This window comes from Sphingomonas sp. PWP1-2 (genome assembly GCF_049898305.1).
GTDB lineage: Bacteria > Pseudomonadota > Alphaproteobacteria > Sphingomonadales > Sphingomonadaceae > Sphingomonas > Sphingomonas glacialis.
The window spans coordinates 147,575-161,419 of the sequence record NZ_JAFCXM010000005.1 but is presented as its reverse complement, the minus strand read 5'-3'; the positions used below and the strand labels follow the sequence as shown (position 1 = coordinate 161,419).

At 63.8% G+C, this 13,845-nt stretch carries 17 protein-coding genes and 1 pseudogene; 8 read left to right on the top strand and 10 right to left on the bottom strand.

The genetic code is table 11. The annotated features are described in order from the left end of the window. Positions 1 to 5 precede the first annotated feature (5 nt). From ACP7C5_RS14040 to ACP7C5_RS14010, 7 genes are all read right to left on the bottom strand, one after another. Positions 6 to 413 (bottom strand): Hpt domain-containing protein, encoded by a 408-nt coding sequence (locus ACP7C5_RS14040; RefSeq protein ID WP_189676784.1) that lies wholly within the window; start codon positions 411 to 413, stop codon positions 6 to 8. Positions 414 to 558: 145 nt separating this feature from the next. After that, complete coding sequence (gene der / locus ACP7C5_RS14035) at positions 559 to 1,959, bottom strand: ribosome biogenesis GTPase Der (protein WP_189676783.1); 1,401 nt, start codon at positions 1,957 to 1,959, stop codon at positions 559 to 561. Positions 1,960 to 2,021: 62 nt separating this feature from the next. Then, a complete protein-coding gene (locus ACP7C5_RS14030) occupies positions 2,022 to 3,389 on the bottom strand; it encodes a PQQ-binding-like beta-propeller repeat protein (RefSeq protein ID WP_189676782.1) in 1,368 nt (455 codons plus the stop codon). Next, positions 3,386 to 4,087: a tetratricopeptide repeat protein gene (locus ACP7C5_RS14025; protein WP_133187183.1), complete on the bottom strand. Its 702-nt coding sequence runs from the start codon at positions 4,085 to 4,087 to the stop codon at positions 3,386 to 3,388. The genes ACP7C5_RS14030 and ACP7C5_RS14025 overlap by 4 nt, the downstream gene beginning before the upstream one ends. An 89-nt stretch (positions 4,088 to 4,176) precedes the next feature. Then, positions 4,177 to 5,052, bottom strand: coding sequence for a 3-methyl-2-oxobutanoate hydroxymethyltransferase (gene panB, locus ACP7C5_RS14020; RefSeq protein ID WP_133187181.1), 876 nt, complete (start codon positions 5,050 to 5,052; stop codon positions 4,177 to 4,179). A gap of 70 nt (positions 5,053 to 5,122) precedes the next feature. Continuing rightward, positions 5,123 to 5,404 (bottom strand): DUF427 domain-containing protein, encoded by a 282-nt coding sequence (locus ACP7C5_RS14015; RefSeq protein ID WP_426264727.1) that lies wholly within the window; start codon positions 5,402 to 5,404, stop codon positions 5,123 to 5,125. A gap of 11 nt (positions 5,405 to 5,415) precedes the next feature. Beyond that, the gene (locus ACP7C5_RS14010; RefSeq protein ID WP_426264726.1) at positions 5,416 to 5,763 is read right to left on the bottom strand and encodes an ArsC family reductase; all 348 of its coding nucleotides are present in this window, start codon (positions 5,761 to 5,763) and stop codon (positions 5,416 to 5,418) included. 150 nt (positions 5,764 to 5,913) lie between these two features. Between ACP7C5_RS14010 and ACP7C5_RS14005 the strand changes: the two genes are divergently transcribed. Then, complete coding sequence (locus ACP7C5_RS14005) at positions 5,914 to 6,915, top strand: NAD-dependent epimerase/dehydratase family protein (RefSeq protein ID WP_426264725.1); 1,002 nt, start codon at positions 5,914 to 5,916, stop codon at positions 6,913 to 6,915. Positions 6,916 to 6,930: 15 nt separating this feature from the next. Beyond that, positions 6,931 to 7,058: pseudogene (locus ACP7C5_RS14000) on the top strand (IS3 family transposase); the annotation flags it as partial. Between the two features lie 146 nt (positions 7,059 to 7,204). Here the strand turns inward: ACP7C5_RS14000 and ACP7C5_RS13995 are convergent. Genes ACP7C5_RS13995 through ACP7C5_RS13985 form a run of 3 tightly spaced genes read right to left on the bottom strand, consistent with a single transcriptional unit; the run spans position 7,205 to position 10,033 of the window. Continuing rightward, positions 7,205 to 7,801 carry a LuxR C-terminal-related transcriptional regulator gene (locus ACP7C5_RS13995; protein ID WP_426264724.1) on the bottom strand — a complete coding sequence of 199 codons (597 nt, stop codon included), beginning with the start codon at positions 7,799 to 7,801 and terminating at the stop codon, positions 7,205 to 7,207. A gap of 14 nt (positions 7,802 to 7,815) precedes the next feature. Further along, the gene (locus ACP7C5_RS13990) at positions 7,816 to 9,471 is read right to left on the bottom strand and encodes an ATP-binding protein (RefSeq protein ID WP_426264723.1); all 1,656 of its coding nucleotides are present in this window, start codon (positions 9,469 to 9,471) and stop codon (positions 7,816 to 7,818) included. Between the two features lie 10 nt (positions 9,472 to 9,481). Then, positions 9,482 to 10,033: a heme NO-binding domain-containing protein gene (locus ACP7C5_RS13985; protein ID WP_165954446.1), complete on the bottom strand. Its 552-nt coding sequence runs from the start codon at positions 10,031 to 10,033 to the stop codon at positions 9,482 to 9,484. A gap of 340 nt (positions 10,034 to 10,373) precedes the next feature. On the opposite strand from ACP7C5_RS13985, the gene ACP7C5_RS13980 reads away from it, so the two are divergent. From ACP7C5_RS13980 to ACP7C5_RS13955, 6 genes are all read left to right on the top strand, one after another. Further along, positions 10,374 to 10,691, top strand: coding sequence for a hypothetical protein (locus ACP7C5_RS13980; protein ID WP_165954445.1), 318 nt, complete (start codon positions 10,374 to 10,376; stop codon positions 10,689 to 10,691). Next, on the top strand, positions 10,681 to 11,577 hold the full coding sequence (locus ACP7C5_RS13975) for a CsgG/HfaB family protein (protein ID WP_426264722.1): 897 nt from the start codon (positions 10,681 to 10,683) through the stop codon (positions 11,575 to 11,577). Before ACP7C5_RS13980 ends, ACP7C5_RS13975 begins: the two co-directional genes overlap by 11 nt. Further along, positions 11,574 to 12,467 carry a hypothetical protein gene (locus ACP7C5_RS13970; RefSeq protein WP_426264721.1) on the top strand — a complete coding sequence of 298 codons (894 nt, stop codon included), beginning with the start codon at positions 11,574 to 11,576 and terminating at the stop codon, positions 12,465 to 12,467. The genes ACP7C5_RS13975 and ACP7C5_RS13970 overlap by 4 nt, the downstream gene beginning before the upstream one ends. Before the next feature lie 12 nt (positions 12,468 to 12,479). Beyond that, a complete protein-coding gene (locus ACP7C5_RS13965) occupies positions 12,480 to 12,635 on the top strand; it encodes a hypothetical protein (RefSeq protein WP_426264720.1) in 156 nt (51 codons plus the stop codon). Positions 12,636 to 12,696: 61 nt separating this feature from the next. Further along, positions 12,697 to 13,077 carry a response regulator gene (locus ACP7C5_RS13960; RefSeq protein WP_133187161.1) on the top strand — a complete coding sequence of 127 codons (381 nt, stop codon included), beginning with the start codon at positions 12,697 to 12,699 and terminating at the stop codon, positions 13,075 to 13,077. Positions 13,078 to 13,105: 28 nt separating this feature from the next. After that, entirely contained in the window at positions 13,106 to 13,834 is a 729-nt protein-coding gene (locus ACP7C5_RS13955; RefSeq protein ID WP_426264719.1) for a YaiO family outer membrane beta-barrel protein, read from the top strand. The last annotated feature ends 11 nt before the right edge of the window (positions 13,835 to 13,845 follow it).

Sequence of the window (13,845 nt, the reverse complement as noted above, 5' to 3'; positions counted from 1 at the left end):
CGCCGTCAGACCGCGCGACGCCCAAAGGCTGGGCGACGTGCCACCAGCGGGTTCGACTCGCGCTCGAGCATCGCCAGCGTCGCATCGAACAGCGGGCGCAGCGCGACGATGTCGCTGAGCGCTTCCTCGGGCGTATCGCGGCTCTCGACGCAATCGCGCGCGATCGTCTCGATCCGCTCTGCCACAGCACCCAGTGGCCCTGCCCCGAACTGCAGCGCCTCGCCTTTAAGCGTATGCGCCGGGATCACCATCCCGGCGGCGCTGCCAGCGCGCATCGCGGCTTCGATCGCGGCGACCGACTTGACGCCGTCTTCGCGAAAATAGCCGAGGATCCGTACGAACCCGGCGCCCAGTTCGGCACGCGCACGCGCGAATGCGGTCCAGTCGACCAAATCCTTCTCTTCGACCGCCACTGCAACCTCCCACGGACCTACCGCTCCACTACCGTAATATTAGGCAGTTGAAGTAAACGAGTGGTTGATATCGAGCAGGAAACACCAAAATTGAGCGCAGAATAATGGTTCAATCAATAGTGTGGATAAAGACTTGACCGTTCGATTAGCGATCGAATGGGTTCTTCGGCGCCCGCAAGGTTAGCCGGACCGGAACGGCCCCAAAGCCCAGGTCGCGCCGGATACCGTTGATCAGATACCGCTGATAGCTCATCGGCAATTGATCGACTCGCGTGCCGAACAGCACGAAGCCTGGCGGCCGCGTCTTGGCCTGCGTCATGTAGCGCAGCTTGATCCGCTTGCCGCCGGGTGCGGGCGGCGGGTTGGCTTCGACCGCTTTCTCGAACCAGCGGTTGAGCTCGCCCGTGCCGACGCGGTGCGACCAGGTGTCGCGCGTCTCGAACGCGACCTTGAGCAACGTGTCGATGCCCTTGCCGGTGGCGCCCGACACGGTCAGCACGGGCATGCCCTTGATCTGGCTGAGCCCTTCCTCGAGCGCGCCGCGAATGCCGTTGAACAGGCTCGAGCCGTTCTCGGCGATATCCCATTTGTTGATCGCGACGATCAGCGCGCGGCCTTCCTGCAGCGCGGCGTCGGCAATGCGCAGATCCTGCGATTCGAGCCCACGCGTCGCGTCGAGCAGCAGCACGACGACTTCGGCGAAGTCGATCGCGTGGAGCGCGTCGGCAACCGACAGCTTCTCGAGCTTGTCTTGAACGTTAGCGCGCTTGCGCATGCCCGCGGTATCGATCAGCCTGACCTTGCGCGCATCCTCGCCATGTTCGCGCTCGGGGTCGTGCCAGATCCAGTCGACCGCGATCGAATCGCGCGTAATGCCCGCCTCGGGGCCAGTGATGAGGCGCTGCTCGCCGAGGATCTGGTTGATCAGCGTCGACTTGCCCGCGTTAGGCCGGCCGATGATCGCCAGCTTGAGCGGCGCGTCGGGGGCATATTCCTCGTCTTCGTCGAGGCCGTGCGGGATGTCTTCGCCAGCGGCGTTCTTCTCGGGCTCGATATAGGGAAGCAATGCGTCGAACAGTTCGACCAGCCCCTCGCCATGCTCGGCCGACAGCTCGACCGGATCGCCGAAGCCGAGCGACAGCGATTCGAGGATGCCGTCGGCCCCCGCCTTGCCCTCGGCCTTGTTGGCGACGAGGATCACCGGGGTCTTCGAGCCGCGCAGCCAGCGCGCAATCTCTTCGTCGAGCGGCACCAGCCCGACGCGCGAATCGAACATGAATAGTGCGACGTCGGCCTGCGCGACGGCGGCCTCGGTCTGCTGGCGCATCCGGCCGGGCAAGGACGCGGCGTCCTCGTCCTCATAGCCGGCGGTGTCGATGATACGGAAATTCAAGCCGACAAGCGTCGCATCGCCCTCACGGCGATCGCGCGTCACGCCGGGGCGATCGTCGACCAGAGCGAGCTTCTTGCCGACAAGGCGATTGAATAGCGTCGATTTGCCGACGTTCGGCCGGCCGATAATCGCGACCACGGGGGTTTTGGACATGCGCGCTCCTTACGGCACGCGCAACGTTTCGTCACCCCCGCCCGGTACTACCGGGTAACAGGTCAGCGATAGGCTGCGACGCGGCCTTTTTGATCGAGCACATAGAGCGTCGAATTCGACACGATCGGCGGCAGCGTGAACGGCGTCTTGTTCTCGATCACCGTACCGACCTTGCCGCTGTCGACCGAGGCCGAGACGATCTGCCCCGCCGAATTGGTCAGCACCAGACGCCCACCCGCCAGCACCGGGCCGAACCACGTCACCGGGTTGGCCTTTTTGCCTTCCTTGAGGGTGCCGTCCTTCTTGGTCTTCTCGCTCATGTAATGGCGCAGCTGGCTGATCCACCGCACCTTGCCCGTCGCACGCGCGAGGCAAACCAGCCGCGCATCGTCGGTGACGATGAACACCCACTCACCCGCGACCCACGGGGTCGAGATACCTGCGAAATTCTGCTCCCACAGCCGCTGGCCCGAATCGATCTCGATCGCGACCATGCGACCGCCCTGCCCGACCGCATAGACGATCCCGCGGTCGATCACCGGATCGGCATCGACATCGGCAAGCGACGAGACCGAGGTCGAGATCGTCGAGCGCGACAGCGCGTCCTGCCACAGCGTGCGGCCGTTTTCGTAGCGATAGGCGTTGAGTTCACCCGAGGAGAAGCCGGCGACGACCGTCCCCTGGCTGACCGCAGGCGCCGCGACGCCGAACACGCCCTGCGTCTCGACCGAACCCGACTGGTTCCACACCACCGTGCCATCGGCCTGCGACAGCGCGAACAGCTGATTGTCCTGGCTCAGCACATAGACCTGGCCGTTGGCGACGGTCGGCGCACCGCGCAGCGGCGAGCCCGGCTTGACGCGCCACAACACTTTGCCCGTCGCCGCCTCGAGCGCGACGACGTCGCCGAGGCCGTCGGTTGCGAACACCTTGCCCTCATCGAAGCTCACGCCGCCACCGAAGCGCGCGCCGCGCGCCTTCTTGTCGGCCTTGGCCTTCTCGGTCTTGGCGATGTCGGTCGCCCAGACCTTCGCGCCCGTGGTCGCGGAGAAAGCGTGGATCGTCGCATCGACGTCGATCGTATAAAGCCGCCCACCGGCGACGACGGGCGCCGCACCGAGCCGCTGGCGGTTGCTGCCGCCGTCGATCGCGGCGGTCCAGACGCGCGAAAGATTGGTGCCGAGGGCAACCTGGCCAAGCGCCTTCGACGGGTTGCCGCCCGGCTGCGCCCAGGATTCGTTCGCCGTGGCGGGCGGAACGAGCACTTCGACGCCAGCGATCGTCTTGTCGGCAACGACGTCGTTCTCGCTGGCGAGGATCGCGATCCGCTGACCAAGCACCGGGGTCTTCTTCTTGCCCTTGAACGCGGCGCAGCTGCTCAGCGCAACGGCGGAGACGGCGATCAGGAGATAGCGGTTGGTCATCTTCATTGCGATTTTTGTTCCTTAGACCCGGCCACAGCGTCGACGCCCAATATACCCGCCATCTGAACCGCACGTTGCCGGATCGTTTCGGGCATATCGGGGTTTTGCGCAATCTGTCCGTAGAGCGTCCCCGCCAGATCGCGCCGGCCCATCCGCAGATACGAGATCGCGACGAGCTCGCCCGCGCTGCCGAACCACGGATTGCCCTTGACCGCGATGCCGCGCAGCCGCGCGACGACGACGTCGGGCTTCACCGTATCGAACTCGGCGGTGGTCTGGCGGACGAGCGCGAGGTCGCGGAACGGCTGGCCGATCGACGTGTCGCTGGCGACCGCGCCGAACTTGGCGGCGGCACCGCGCAAATCCTTCTTCTGCAGCAGCGCGTCGCCCTGGCTCATCAGCGCGAGTGCGCGATAGCCCTCGCCGCGCGATTGGGCGAGCGCGGTCAGTTCGCCCTGCGCCGCATCGGGCTTGGCGGCGTTGAGATCGTCATACGCCTTGGAGAGCGCCGCGCCTTCATCGGCAGCGACACTTTGTTCGTGCGACTGCCACAGCAGCCAGCCGGCAAAACCGACGAGCGCGAGCACGATCACCGCGATCGCCGCGACGCCGTAACGCCGCGCCGCCTTCGCCATCTGATCGCGGCGCAGTTCCTCGTCGACTTCGCGCAGGAATGCGGCATCGGTATTCGGCGGCACGGCCAAGGGGGAACTCCATCGGATCAGGGCAGGAAGGCGCGGACCTTAGCCGCGCCGCCCGCCAAACAAAAGCGTTCAAAAAACGGGTGCGGACGCTAGTCCTTCGGGGCGTAGATCTGCTCCACGCCGGGGAAGGCCCGCGATCGCACGTCGGTGGCGTACTGGTCTACCGCGGCGGAAATACGGCCCGACAGATCGTCGAACTTCTTCACGAAGCGCGCGGTGCGTTCGAACATGCCGAGCATGTCCTCGGTGACGAGCACTTGCCCGTCGCACTGTGCCGAAGCACCGATGCCGATCGTCGGGCAGGCGATGCTGCGCGTGATCTGGATCGCAATCGGCTCGACCACGCCTTCGATCACCACCGCAAAGGCGCCGGCTTCCGCCACCGCCTTGGCATCGGCGACGATCTTGGCGGCCTCGGCAGCACTACGGCCGCGCGCGCCATAGCCGCCGAGCGCGTTGACCGCCTGCGGCGTGAGCCCGACATGCCCCATCACGGGGATCCCGCGCTCGGACAGGAAGGCGACGGTCGGCGCCATCGCCGTGCCGCCTTCCAGCTTCACCGCGGCGGCGCCGGTCTGCTTGAGCAACCACGCCGCGCTCTCGAACGCCTTTTCGGGGCTCGCCTCATAGCTGCCGAACGGCATGTCGATGACGACGACGCTGTGATAGCTCCCACGCACCACCGCCGCGCCGTGCGCGGCCATCATCTCGAGCGTCACGGGAATGGTTGAGGGGAGGCCGTAGATCACTTGGCCGAGACTGTCGCCGACGAGCAGCATATCGCAATGCGGATCGAGCAACTGCGCGGTGCGCACCGTATAGGCAGTGAGCATCACCAGCGGCTCGCCGCCGCCCTGCCCGTCCGCCTTGCGGGCGCGGATCGCCGGAACGGTGAGACGCTTCATCGGCGCCGGGGTTGGATTGGCGCGACTGGTCGCGGTGTCGATCGTGAAGGTCGTGGACATGGCCAAGGCGAATAGCGCCTCGCGCGATGCGACGCCAGCGCCCCGCATCGGGCGCCGGCGCGGCATCGTCTTACTTTACCTCGACGCCCTTCCAGAAGGCGAAGCGGTCCTTGATTTCGGCCGCCTTGGGCTTGGGATCGGGGTAGTACCAGGCGGCATCGGCGTTGCGCTTGCCGTCGACGACGATCGTCTTGTAGCTCGCTTCGCCCTTCCACGGGCAATGCGAATGCGTCGCGCTGTCCTCGAAATATTCGGCGACGATGCTATCGGCGGGGAAATAGTGATTGCCTTCGACGACGACGGTATGGTCGGACTGGGCGATGACGGTGTCGTTCCAGCGTGCAGTCGGCATGGCGGTCTCTCCTAGGCGGTTACAGCCGATAGATAGGTATCGGGCTTGAAGCCTGCCAGCAGCGTCTCGCCCTGCACGAGCACCGGGCGTTTGATCGTCGAGGGGTTGGCAAGCATCAGCGCGATCGCCTTTTCAGCGTCGAGATCGGTCTTGTCGGCGTCGGGCAGCTTGCGAAAGGTCGTCCCCGCCCGGTTGAGCAGTGTTTCCCAGCCGAGCCGATCGACCCACCCCCGCAGCTCGGCCTCGGGGACGCCGGCCATCTTATAATCGTGGAAATCGTACGCGACGTCGTGGTTGGCGAGCCAGATGCGCGCCTTCTTTACCGTGTCGCAATTAGGGATGCCGTACACCGTCGTCATGAAGCGTGCCTTCGTTGAGATTCAGGCACGCCAGAGTGCCGCGGGAGACGCCCGCGCGCAACGGCGATATGCCAGCGGCTGCGTGCAGGGATATCCGCAGTGCGTCGCGCCGTGTAGGGCGGAGCCGCTTGGCGGGGTAAGGGGATCGGCATGACGATAGTGGTGACCGGCGCGGCCGGCTTTATCGGCGCGCACGTCGCACGGCGGCTGTTGCAGGACGGCCGCGACGTGATCGGGATCGACAATTTCGAGCCCTATTACAGCGTCGACCTCAAGCACGATCGTCTCGCCTGGGTGCGCGAGGCCGAGGGCGACGCGCGCTTCGCGTTCCACGACGTCGACATCGCCGACGAAGACGCGCTCGAAGCGGCGCTTGCCGGGCATGAGATTACCGGGATCGTCCACCTCGCGGCGCAGGCCGGGGTGCGCTATTCGCTGACGCATCCGCGCAAATACATCCGCGCCAATGTCGCGGGGCATCTCAACATGCTCGAGATCGCGCGCGCGCAGCCGGGCGTGCACATGGTCTACGCCTCCTCCTCCTCGGTGTACGGCGCCAATACCTCGGTCCCCTTCCGCCTCGGGGACCGCGTCGATCACCCCGTCTCGCTCTACGCCGCCACCAAGCGCGCCGACGAGTTGATGAGCGAGACCTACGCCCATCTCTACCGCATGCCGCAGACGGGCCTGCGCTTCTTCACCGTCTATGGGCCGTGGGGGCGCCCCGACATGGCGGCGTGGCTGTTCACCGACGCGATCCTCAAGCACGAGCCGATCAAGGTGTTCAACGGCGGCGACATGATGCGCGACTTCACCTTCATCGACGATATCGTCCAGGGTGTGGTCGGCACGCTCGATCGCCCGCCGGCCGATGACGGCCTCGAAAAGCCCGGTGGCAGCTTCGTACCGCATGCGCGCTACAATATCGGCAACAGCCAGGCCGAGCGACTCGAGGATCTGATCACGACGATCGAGCAGGCCTGCGGCATCGCGGCGATTCGCGACTATCAGCCGATGCAGCCCGGCGACGTGCCGGCGACCTTCGCCGATATCAGCGCGATCGAACGCGACGTAGGGTTTCGCCCGGCGACCTCGATCAAGGACGGCATCCCGCGCTTCGTCGACTGGTTCCGCGCTTATAACGGCGTATGAGGCAAAGCGGGCGAGCCCGTAGCGCTGCTGCAGCACTGCGACCAGGCTGCTGCTACACCTGCGCGCAGGTCCAGCGACTGACGGTCGACAACGGCTTTACCCGCTCGATGAGGCGATCCGGCAACGTCTGGGACAATGCTGCGACGCCTGGCGAGGATCGCCCCTCGCCACATCCTTCGCAGCGCATCCGAGCCATCGTTCCCGAACAGACGTTTGCGAGTCCGCGCTCGAGCGAGCCATTACACAGAGCTCGAGAGCAAGCGATCGCGAGAGGGCCGTTCTCGAATGATCACAAAACGCCGGACTTCAGAGATTTGATGACGATTTCGGTCCGGTTTCGGGCATCGAGCTTCAGCGCGAGCGAACGCAGATGCAGTTTGACCGTTGTCTCCTGTATCCCGAGCGCCCTGGCGATCTCCTTATTCGATTCACCCTCGTGCAGCCGCCGCAAGACGTCCATCTCGCGATCAGTCAAATTCGTTTCCGCATGCGTCGAAGCGGGCATGTCGGCAGGCGCGAAGCGTTGGCCGGAGAGCATCAACTGGACGGCGGCTATCATCGATTCGGCCGGCATCGCCTTGGGAATGATGCCTGACGCACCATCATTCATCAATTGCACGGCCTCACGCTGGCCGACGAAACCCGACAAGATCGCGTAGCGGCTTGGGTTTCCGTGCATCAACTTCCCAATATCGACGAGGCCATTCACCCCGGGCATGTGCAGATCGAGCAACACCAGGTCGAATGGGCTCTCGCTGACGAGCCTCGTCTTCACGTCGGGCGCGTTCGTCGCACTTACGACCTGCGCTTCGGGCCAATGCGCCTGCAGCATCGATGCAACGGCATCGAGCACCAGTTCATGATCGTCAGCGATCAGAAATCGCATCGCGCCCTCCCCTACTACCGGGTGAGGTTAAGCCTCACCAATATCGCTTGTAAACGTCCGTCACTTGGCGGCTTGGCGAGCGTTGCGTCAATGTCAGCCGAAATAGCCGATCCCAACGCGTTGGAACAGAGCACGATCGGCAGATCCGGGCGGACTGCCTTGACCCGTTGAGCAAGTTGGTCGCCGCTCATGGTTGGCATCGATCGGTCGGTAACGAGCAGCTGCACAAAATTCGGTACTCTTACCAGAAAGTCCAACGCCTCGCCCGGGCTGGAAAAGCTGACGACTCCCCACCCCCGCGCTTGAAACAAGACCTCTAGGCGGCCGAGTGCGATCGGATCGTCATCGACCAGCAGAACATTGCCAACCGTGTCCTCAGCCAGGCGTGTCGCCTCATCACCATCCGCCCGACCATTTTCGACACCGTGCGCGGGCAGATCCAGGACAAAGACGCTACCGACACCCGCCGCGCTGAAGATCGCCACGCGGCCGCCAGTCGTCTCGACCAGGTCTTTGACCGACGTCAGCCCGATCCCGCGCCGTCGCCCGCCACATTTGGTCGACACGAACCGTTCGAGTGCGTGATCGAGCACGGTTTGTGGCATACCTTCGCCCTCGTCATGAACGATGATGCGAGCCATCGTTTCGTCGATATCGCTGCCATAGATAAGTCGGGCAGCGGGATCGAACGGGAGCGTCGGGGGCACATATCCAGACAAGCTCTGCACCTCGATTCGTAAGACCGATCCGCTCACGGTCATCGCCTCGATTGCATTCTTGAAAATGTTGGTCATCGAACGCGCGAAGAGGGTTGGGTCGGCGGCAATGAACAGCGGCGCCTCGGGAACCTTGCAATACGATGTCTGCGCGATATCCAGCAACGGCGTCATGACTTCGCATAGCCGCGGCACCAGATCGGTCACGTCGCAAACCTTTTCGGCGGGCGCGGCATAATTCGGCAGCAGCTGATTGAGCACCGATCGCGCCTGACGCAAGGCATCGAAGACTGACATCAACAAGCGGTGCGGCTCGGGCTGATTGCATTGCTTCTCGAGCAGCGTCGCCGCCGCATCGATCGCGCCCAAGAAATTGGAAAAGTCGTGGGTGACCGTCTCGACCAATTGATCCAAGGCTGCAGCGCGGTCGGCTTCGATGACCCTGCGGCGGAGATCGGCGGTTTCCTTCTCACGGATCCTGCGTTGGCCGATGTCTCGGGTAGAACACAGGATGCCGCCATCCTCCAATTGCGTGAGGATGAGATCCTGAAAGACGAGCGTTCCATCGACGCTTCGACCGGTCACCTCGCCGTTCCATCGACCATCTCGCGCGAATTGCGGCATCACTTCCTGATCGAAGTGAGCCAGGGCATCATTATCATACAAGCACGCCCATGACTGTCCGATCAAATCCTGGGGACGGTCGAATCCGAACATCTGCGCGTGCGCCGTGTTCATATAGGTATAAACGCCGTTGCGATCGGTCATCGCTATACCTTCGCCGGCAGTATCGATCGCTACCGATAGGCGGCTGACTTGCGCGATCTGGGCAAGCAGTTCGTGGTTCGACGCTTCGAGTTCGGTCGATTTTTGTTCGAGCAAATGTTCTGCGATTTTACGCGCGGCAATTTCTCGCTTCAATTGAAGCTTCAGTAAATCAGCACTGTCGGACATGACGGCGGACCTATGTTACGAGATCGACGACAAACTCCGCGAACCGTTCCGTGCGGGGTTCGGCATCAATACGCTCGATTCGGTAAATATCGCCACATCCGAACGTGTCCATCGTAGCTTCCAGCATCCCTCCGCAAAATGCTGCCATCGGGCGCTGCGACTCATAGCGCAGCACGAGCCGTTGCTCGCCTTGGCGTTCGACCACCTGCACGCTCGGAGGATTGGAATCTTTGTAGAGCTTGCGGACGTCCTGGTGAATCACGCCATGGACTTTTTCGAGGAAATCGAACGGATGCATATCCGGCGGGATAGCGTGACCGGCGACGAGCAAGGGTAATGTTCGACACCCGAACCGGCGGCTGAAATCGTCGGCCGTAATCTGCATCGCCTCCGCAAACGCGTGATGCAGCCGTTCGAACTCGGAGAACGGATACATTCCGACCGACGTGTAGGCAGCACCCGATTCCAGGTTGAGCCGGAGCATCTCTCGCTCGACTGTGGTTTCGCCCAGTTCGCGCTGCGCGAATTCGACCATATGGACGAACAAAGCGCCCTTCATCATGTATATATCCATCCGAACAGCATCTCCTACCCGTCGGGTCGATTCAATCTGGCCATCTGGTCAGGTAGGCGAAGCGATCGACCGTGTTATATACAGTTTCAGCGCGCCACTGTCCCCCCTCCCGGCGCGTAGAAGAGAGGCCTCGGAAAGGAGCCAGCAGTATCTGCTGGCTCCTTTTTTCATAATCGAAGCATACCCTCTCCATATGATCAGTATCGCTGACCAAAACGTCACTCCTTACTGATCTTTTGCGTCATCGATCATGACCACCTGGCCAATAGTCCATGGCCCGGCCTTTGCGCATCATGGCCCCAGCAGATCGAAACGATGCGAGGGTGGGATGATTAGTCTGTTGATTTTGCAAGTTGCCGCAGCGGGCGTGGTCAGCGACCGCATGCCCAATACGCCGATGGAGTTCCAACGCGACGCCAATTTCAACCGCGTCGTCATCACGGGCTCGGCGTCCGATCGCGGTCAAGCGTTCAACCTGGCCGCGCGAAACGCCGGCCCCGCCGCAGACCGCGCGACTGCCATCGCCAATATGATCAACGTCACGGTTTACGGCAGCAACAACACCGTCGTCGTCCAGGCGCGACAGCAAAATAGCGGGCGACAGCAGGCAATCGTCGGCGTCAGCCCCTCTGCGCTTGGGCAATGATGTCATGAGCATCGCTGTCAAACGGCTTCAGGCCCTCGCCCTTCTTGCAACCGCCTCCGCGCTTGGCGCGTGCACGACGATGGCGCCCCCGCCCCCGCGGTATGTCACCCCGCTCAGCGGCGCGCAGGTCATCGATGATGACACCGCCTATTCGCCGTTGCTGCGTTGCCTGGCTGCGACCTCCGCCAATTCGGTCCGTCCGCGGATCGCCGTGGGCGAGGTGGCGGATTATACCGGGCGGCTCGACGGGCTGAACGGCACCGTCGCCCCGCAGGGTGCCGCGCTGATGGTCATGTCGGCCATTTCCAAGGCCGGATTCCCGCTCGCCGAGCGTCTCGACCTGCGGATCGCGCGGCAGGAGCTCGATTACGCCAACAGCAAGTTGCTCGGCCCCGATGGCAAGCCGACCGACGCCTATCGCCGGATCTATTCCGGGTCGATCGCCGAAGCGGACATGATCGTCCTCGGCGGGATCACCGAGCTCGATTTCAACATCCAGAGCGATGTGGCCGAAATTTCGATCGGACCGGTCGGTGGCGGCGCACGCTCATACGTCATGTCGGTCGGCGTCGATCTTCGCTTGATCGATGCGCGCAGCCTGCGGGTGATCAAGGTCATCAGCCTGCAAAAGCAGATCCGCGGTCGCGAACTGCGCGCCGGCATTTTTGAATTTATCGGCAACACAACCCTGGATCTCGGCGTCGGAAGGCGCCGCCAGGAGCCGGTGCACGGAGCAATCCGGGCGATCATCGAAAAAGCGGTGATCGACCTGATCGCGGGGCAGCGCGGGGCCAATGCGCCCGAGTGCCCCTCTAACGTCCCGACGGTGTCGTACATCGCCGGGTCTCGCCCACAACAAGGTGCTTCAACAGGAGAGAAGAAATGACGAAGTTCAATTTGCTTGCATCGGCTTGCCTTGCCTTTCTCGCGGCGACGCCGGCAATGGCGCAGATCACCCTGCCGACCCCAACCCCTACCCCTACGCCGAGCCTGCCGGTCCCCACGCCGGGTCTGCTCAACGTCAACGTCGACCTGTCGACCGGCCAGGCGCTCGGCAACCAGTCGGTGCTGAACGCGATTGCCAATGTCGGTGGTCCGTCGCTGGTCGGCGTCTATCTCGACCTGCTCAAGGGCGCGACGTCGGGCGGCAATACCCAGTTGCTCAATCCGTCGATCCTCGACGCCCTGAACACCGTCGGCGGTCCCAGCCTGGTGAGCTCGTTCAAATCGCTGATCGGCTCGACCGCGCGCAACGTCGATTATGTCAACGGGCAGATCAACGCGGCAAACCAGGCCTCGACCGCAAACGTCCTCGCCGCCACGACGACGACGCTCAACGCCACCGCAGCGTCGATCGGCAACAGCTACTCGATGGACGCAGCGGCCCGCGCCGTTGCCGATGTGACCCAGGGCAATACCGGCACCGGCACCAGCACGCTGAACAGCGCGCTGAACACCGTGACCACCGCCACCCAGACTGCAGCCTCGATCGGCAACTCGGCGTCCTTCACGTCGCCCGCATCGGTGCTGGATCTGTCGATCGACCAAAACAATAGCGGTGCGCAGACGGCAACGCTGGTCACCGTGGCGAATGCGGTAACGAGCGCCACGTCGACCGCCGCTGCGCTCGGCAACTCGCTTTCGGTCGAGATGCCCGGCGGCAGCGTCATCGCGGCTGCACAGCGCAACTCCGGCACGGTCATTGCGGATCTGACGGGCACCGTCAGCAACGCGGTCACCTCCACCGGGACCGCTGCGGCGATCGGCAATTCGTAGTCGCTCAACAGCTTGAACAGCGGGCTCGCGGGCAATGTCGGCAGCTCGGCCAACCAGTGGAACAACGCCGGGCAGATCGCAAAGATCGGTGCCTCGCTCGCCACCACGACCTCGGCCGCAGTCACCGCCGCTGCAATCGGCAACAGCGTGAGCATCAACGTCAAATAATGCGGTTCCCCACACCGCGCCAACCCGCGGTGTGGGGAATGCTTTTCAGAGGGGATTTGCCATGAGCCTGATTCATATTTCTGAAAATGACCCGTTGGTGAGCACTGTGCTGTGCCAACGGCTCAGTGCGCACGGGCATACCATCGTCATGACACCCGACGGTGATTCGTGCCTGCGCGCGCTGCAATGGACGCGACCCGATCTGGTCATCGCGGACGCGCGGCTCGCCGACATGACCTCGATGGAGTGGCTGGACGCGCTCAACACACGCGGCTTCGGACAATTGCCCAAGATCATGCTGTTCCAGCCGGGCGCGATCCGCGATCGAGTCAGGATCGCCCGGGCAGGTCTGGCTGCCTGCCTTTCCAAGCCGGTGAACTTGGAGAACCTGCTCAGGCAAGTGTTCCTCAGCCTGGACACGCGTCATGCGGCGGCAGCCTGATCACGGTCTTTTGCTTGCGGCTGTCCTGATGGCCGCGGGCGCGACCCCCGCAGCCGCGCGAGAGCCCGCGTCCTGGCAGGCCGATCTCGACGCGGGCGTATCGATCCTCCCCGGGCGCGACACTCAGTGGTCTGACGTCGCGATCTCGCTCGGGCGGGTCGGCCCCGAAACTGTCACTGCGGCGCAGATTCAGCGCGCGCGCCGCTTCGGCCGGAGCGAATATCTGATCGGCGCGCGCCATGAGCACCGGATCGACGATGCGCTCGACCTGTATGGTGGCTTTGCGATCGGCACCGGTAACCGGTTCTTGCCAGACTGGCGGGTCGATGCCGGGCTCTCGCAACGCGTCAGTCGCACGGCTGCGCATACCGACCTGCTACGGTTCGGCGCGGGGATCGCGCGCTACGGGCAGGGAACGGTCATCACGCTGATGCCCGGCGCGATGCGGTATTTTGCGTCGCGCAATGCCTTTATCGGGATCGACGCGATCGCCGTGGACGCACCCGACGCGCGGTGGCGCTTCGGTGCCCGCGGCCAGGCCGGGTTCGACCTCAACCGCCGCCTGGCCGCCCGCGCGTGGCTCGGCATCGCACCGGAAACCGAACGCGGCCGAACGGAAATCGTACGGAGCGCAGCGCTCGGCCTGATCGTCTCCGGTGCCCGACGCCGCAGTTTCCGACTGACACTCGCCGGTGAGAATCGCGCAATCGGCCCGGACCGAGTGACGGTCTCGATCGGCATCACACAAGCATTTTGATAGGGAGAGAT

Coding starts and splice junctions, on each gene's coding strand:
- der (WP_189676783.1), bottom strand. CDS start 1,959: ATGTCCAAAACCCCCGTGGTCGCGATTATCGGCCGGCCGAACGTCGGC.
- ACP7C5_RS14030 (WP_189676782.1), bottom strand. CDS start 3,389: ATGAAGATGACCAACCGCTATCTCCTGATCGCCGTCTCCGCCGTTGCG.
- panB (WP_133187181.1), bottom strand. CDS start 5,052: ATGTCCACGACCTTCACGATCGACACCGCGACCAGTCGCGCCAATCCA.
- ACP7C5_RS14015 (WP_426264727.1), bottom strand. CDS start 5,404: ATGCCGACTGCACGCTGGAACGACACCGTCATCGCCCAGTCCGACCAT.
- ACP7C5_RS14010 (WP_426264726.1), bottom strand. CDS start 5,763: ATGACGACGGTGTACGGCATCCCTAATTGCGACACGGTAAAGAAGGCG.
- ACP7C5_RS14005 (WP_426264725.1), top strand. CDS start 5,914: ATGACGATAGTGGTGACCGGCGCGGCCGGCTTTATCGGCGCGCACGTC.
- ACP7C5_RS13995 (WP_426264724.1), bottom strand. CDS start 7,801: ATGCGATTTCTGATCGCTGACGATCATGAACTGGTGCTCGATGCCGTT.
- ACP7C5_RS13990 (WP_426264723.1), bottom strand. CDS start 9,471: ATGTCCGACAGTGCTGATTTACTGAAGCTTCAATTGAAGCGAGAAATT.
- ACP7C5_RS13985 (WP_165954446.1), bottom strand. CDS start 10,033: ATGATGAAGGGCGCTTTGTTCGTCCATATGGTCGAATTCGCGCAGCGC.
- ACP7C5_RS13980 (WP_165954445.1), top strand. CDS start 10,374: ATGATTAGTCTGTTGATTTTGCAAGTTGCCGCAGCGGGCGTGGTCAGC.
- ACP7C5_RS13970 (WP_426264721.1), top strand. CDS start 11,574: ATGACGAAGTTCAATTTGCTTGCATCGGCTTGCCTTGCCTTTCTCGCG.
- ACP7C5_RS13960 (WP_133187161.1), top strand. CDS start 12,697: ATGAGCCTGATTCATATTTCTGAAAATGACCCGTTGGTGAGCACTGTG.
- ACP7C5_RS13955 (WP_426264719.1), top strand. CDS start 13,106: ATGGCCGCGGGCGCGACCCCCGCAGCCGCGCGAGAGCCCGCGTCCTGG.